We start from the raw sequence: 4,090 nt of genomic DNA on the forward strand, positions 1-4,090 counted from the left end.
AACCGCTCGAATTGCATCGCAAGACCGATCCCGAACAGCAGCGAGAACAACGCGAAGGCCTTCATCGAGATCGTCCGTTCGAGAAAGCCTGCGACCGCGATGTCGAACGGCGATGTCCTGTGCATCCATCGGAAAAAGCTGAACGCGTTCAGCGAAGATGCATCTCCACCAACAAAGAAGGTTGTTCCCGCGCCGTGCGCTGTCGCGCGCAGCTCTTGCGGTAGAAACTGCTCGAAGATCGAAACGCGAAACTCGAACACCAGATTGATCGCCATCACCCCGAACAGCGCCAAGCCCCGCAGGATGTCGATGGCGACGAGGCGGTCGGGAGCTAAAAGCGGGACTGCGGACGCAATGGGGCGCTGCAGATGATCTGATACGGCCATGCCATATACCGGCGGGGTGTTCAACTTCCTCCATCAAGCTGAAGTTGCCGCCGGATTGCAAGCCTCGCTCATTTGTCGGCTGGCATCAGTGCCCGCGCCGCTGTCTGGCATGCGCGGTCGCTCGCCCGATGACGAAGAACAGCGCGGCGCCGAGCGCCACTGTCGCCGCGCGCGCGATCTCGCCGGGAATCAGCATGGCATGGTCTGTGGATTCCTTGCTGAAGGAGCCCCTGACACGGTGCAGCCGGGTCACCGGGCGGTCGAGATTGTCGGTGCGGTCCGGTACCAGCGGCGCGTCGGTCTGTTGTCCTGCGACCGCCTTGCGCGCGAGATAGCGATCGAGATAGCCGGGTGCGACGGTGTTGCCGATAATGGTCAGCCAGGTCTGCCAGCCGATCCAGTATTCGCGGAACGGGCCGTCAACGACCCGATAGACCGCGTCCGCGATCACTTCCGGCTCGACCGGCTGGCCCATCGGCCGCGGCGTGTGCGGAAGATGCGCGCGCGCCCAGTCGAATTGCGGCGTATTCACCGCCGGCAGATCGACCATGCTGACGGTGATCGCCGAGCGCTCGTTGATCAGCTCGGTGCGCAGCGAATCCGTGAAGCCGCGGATCGCGTGCTTGGCGCCGCAATAGGCCGATTGCAGCGGGATGCCGCGATAGGCCAGCGCCGAGCCGATCTGGATGATCCGGCCGCGGCCGCGCCGCCGCATCGACTTCAGCGCGGCCATGGTGCCATAGACGAAGCCGAGATAAGTGACCTCGGTGACGCGGTGAAATTCCTCCGGCGTGATGTCGGCGACCGTCGAGAACACCGTCTCCATCGCGTCATTGATCCAGACGTCGACGGGGCCGAGCCGCTGCTGCAGCCGCTCGGCAGCGGTGAACAGCGCCTGCGCATCAGCGACATCGGCGGCCTCGAACTCGATCTGCGCCGCGCGCGCCTGAAGCTCGCGCTGCACATCCTGCAGCGCGGATGCGTCGCGAGCGATGAGGCCGACGCGGTCGCCGGCCTCGGCGAAGCGCCCGGCAATGGCGCGTCCAACGCCGGCAGAGGCGCCGGTGATGATGACGGTGCGGGGGTGTCGTTGACGCGGCATGTTCAGTCTCCCAGCGCCCCAAGTGCAAACGCCGACCAGCCGTCAATGTTTCGCACTTGGAGGGCCATGCCTGGTGAAGCTTTGGTAAGCTTGCGCGCGCGTGTGCTCAGTCCATTGACGGCGCGTAGCGGCTCCCTTTGGGGACGGCGATCGTGTCGAAGTCCCGGGCCAATTGGGTTAGCGCCGCGCGCATCTCGCCACCATGCATCGCCGCGCCATGACCGGTGATCACCGTCTCCGGCGACAAGGCGGAGATGGCGCGGACAGACTCGCGCGCGGCGCTCCAGTCCGGCGTGAAGTACATCGGCGGCCCATGCATTTCCGGCTCCTGCGACACGGCTGCATAGACGGACTCTTGTGCCGTGGTGACAATCGCATCGCCTGCGATCAGCAGACGGTCGCGCTCGCGCCAGAGCGAGACATGCCCCGGCGCATGACCCGGCGTGTGAATCCAGCGAAAGTCCGGCATGAATGGAACTGTGTGATCCGCCGGCAGCTCGTGAAGTCGGGTGCCGACATCGACCGGGCTGGTTGGGAACAGCGGCGACAACCGCGCCAGCAGCCCGCCGCCGACCTCGGGCGCAGGCGGCGGATAGGATTGCGTGCCGTTGAGATAAGGATGTTCGATCGGGTGCGCATAGACGGGCACGTCCCATTCGTCGCTCAGCGTTTCGAGTACGCCGATATGGTCGAAATGGCCGTGGGTGAGCACGATGCAGGCCGGTCGTCCATTCTGCCCGAAGCGCGCACGCGCGGCGTCGCGAATAGCCGGACCGGAGCCAAACACGCCTGCGTCGATCAGAACCCAGTTGCCGTCGCCCGCATTCGCCTGCCCGTAGAAGACCACGTTGACGATGGCGAGCTGGCGATAGGCGACGTCGGGCGCGATCTCGCGCGTGCCATCGTCACGCGCCTTGTCGGCCTGGTGGTTCTCGGCTTCAGCCGATCGCGGCAACGGGATCTGGTTCACGGGCGGCCTCCTCGATCACGAAACGGGTCGAGAGGAAGCCGCCAATACTCGAAAGGTTGCTATTGCGGCTCGACGGCTCAGCCCGCGTTCGGCTTCAACCCCGCGGCTTCGATGCCGGCGATGGCGCAGATCTCATCATTGTCTGATGTGTCGCCGGAGACGCCGACGGCGCCGAACAGTCTGCCGCCGTCCATGATCAGCACGCCGCCAGGCACCGGCACCAGGCGGCCCTGGGCGATGGTGTTCACCGCATCGACGAAATAGGCCTGCTCCTGGGCGCGCTGGAACAGCGCCCGCGAGCCCATGCCCATCGCGAGCGCGCCATAGGCCTTGCCGTGGGCGATCTCGGCGCGCATCAGGCTGGTGCCATCTTGTGCCGCGGTGACCTTCACCGCGCCACGGGCATCGAGAATCGTAATGACGAGCGGCTTCAGCTTCTTCTCCACCGCCTTGGCAAGCGCGGCGTCGAGAATCCTGCGGGCGGTGTCGAGCGTGAGGTCGGTCATGATCAGTGTCCTTTGCGGTCCGCGATGAAATTCTTCGAGATGGGCGCGCGATCGAGACTCATTGCCAGGATCTGCGCGGCATGGACGGCGCCGCGCGCGGCACCGTCCTGGATCTGGTGCCGGCACGAGGTGCCGTCGGCGACGATGTAGGTCGCCGCATCGGCCTTGCGCACGGCTGGCAGCAGCGAGGTTTCGGCCATTGCGATCGACGCCTCATAGGTCTCAGCGCCATAGCCGAACGCACCCGCCATGCCGCAGCAGGAGGACTCGATGGTCTGGACGGCAAGCTCAGGGATCAGTCGCAGCACCTGCTCGACCGGCTTGAACGCGGCAAAGGATTTCTGATGGCAATGGCCGTGCAGCAGCGCCTTGCCGGGCAGAGGGCCGAGCGGCAGTTGCAGCCGGCCGCTCTCGGCCTCGCGTGCCAGAAACTCCTCCAGCAGCAGCGCATGCGCGCTGACGCTCTTGGCTGGCCCGCAGGAGCGTAGCGACAACAGCTCGTCGCGTAGCGTCAGCAGGCAGCTCGGCTCGAGCCCGATGATCGGCACGCCGCGCGCGGCGAACGGCGCGTAGGTCTCGACCAGACGATTGAGTTCGCTCTCGGCCTGGTCGACCAGACCTGCGGAGAGGAAGGTGCGGCCGCAGCACAGCGGCCGGCCGCCGTCTTTCGGTTTCGGGATGTAGACGCGATAGCCGCCGGCGAGCAGCACGCGCAAGGCCGCGTCGAGGTTTTCGCGCTCATAGATGCGGTTGAAGGTGTCGGCGAACAGCACGACCTCGCGGCCATTCTCCGGTCCCATCGCCTCGACGTCGACGCGGAACGTGTCGCTGCGGAACGCCGGCAGCTTGCGCCTGGCGCTGATGCCGGCGACGCGCTCCATGACCTTGCGCAGCAACGGGCTGCGATTGCGCAGGTTCATCAGCGGCGCGAAGGTCGCGGCAAAGCCGGCGTAACGCGGCAGATAGGCGACCAAGCGATCGCGCAAGGTGAGGCCGTGACCCTTGGCACGCGCCGCCAGCACCTCGATCTTCATCTTGGCCATGTCGACGCCAACAGGACACTCGCGGCGGCAGGCCTTGCAGGAGACGCAGAGCTTCATCGTCTCCATCATCTCGTCCGACGACA

The 4,090-nt window shown here is 65.8% G+C and carries 4 protein-coding genes and 1 pseudogene; all 5 read right to left on the reverse strand.

What is annotated here, in order from left to right:
• Window positions 1-386 (reverse strand): annotated as a pseudogene (locus tag WA702_RS20670) (DUF418 domain-containing protein); the annotation flags it as partial.
• 85 nt (window positions 387-471) lie between these two features.
• Entirely contained in the window at window positions 472-1,488 is a 1,017-nt protein-coding gene (locus WA702_RS20675; protein WP_425112405.1) for an SDR family oxidoreductase, read from the reverse strand.
• A 106-nt stretch (window positions 1,489-1,594) separates the two neighbouring features.
• A complete protein-coding gene (locus WA702_RS20680) occupies window positions 1,595-2,458 on the reverse strand; it encodes an MBL fold metallo-hydrolase (protein ID WP_425112406.1) in 864 nt (287 codons plus the stop codon).
• Window positions 2,459-2,535: 77 nt separating this feature from the next.
• Window positions 2,536-2,964 (reverse strand): GlcG/HbpS family heme-binding protein, encoded by a 429-nt coding sequence (locus tag WA702_RS20685; RefSeq protein ID WP_425112407.1) that lies wholly within the window; start codon window positions 2,962-2,964, stop codon window positions 2,536-2,538.
• Window positions 2,965-2,966: 2 nt separating this feature from the next.
• Window positions 2,967-4,090: (Fe-S)-binding protein (locus tag WA702_RS20690; RefSeq protein ID WP_425112408.1), on the reverse strand; the 1,124-nt coding region annotated here is incomplete at its 5' end.

The sequence above is a fragment of the Bradyrhizobium sp. genome (assembly GCF_049798375.1).
Classification (GTDB): Bacteria; Pseudomonadota; Alphaproteobacteria; order Rhizobiales; family Xanthobacteraceae; genus Bradyrhizobium.

Bases quoted from the DNA above. Each gene is read 5' to 3' on its own strand.
- WA702_RS20675 (WP_425112405.1), bottom strand. From the start codon at position 1,488: ATGCCGCGTCAACGACACCCCCGCACCGTCATCATCACCGGCGCCTCT.
- WA702_RS20685 (WP_425112407.1), bottom strand. From the start codon at position 2,964: ATGACCGACCTCACGCTCGACACCGCCCGCAGGATTCTCGACGCCGCG.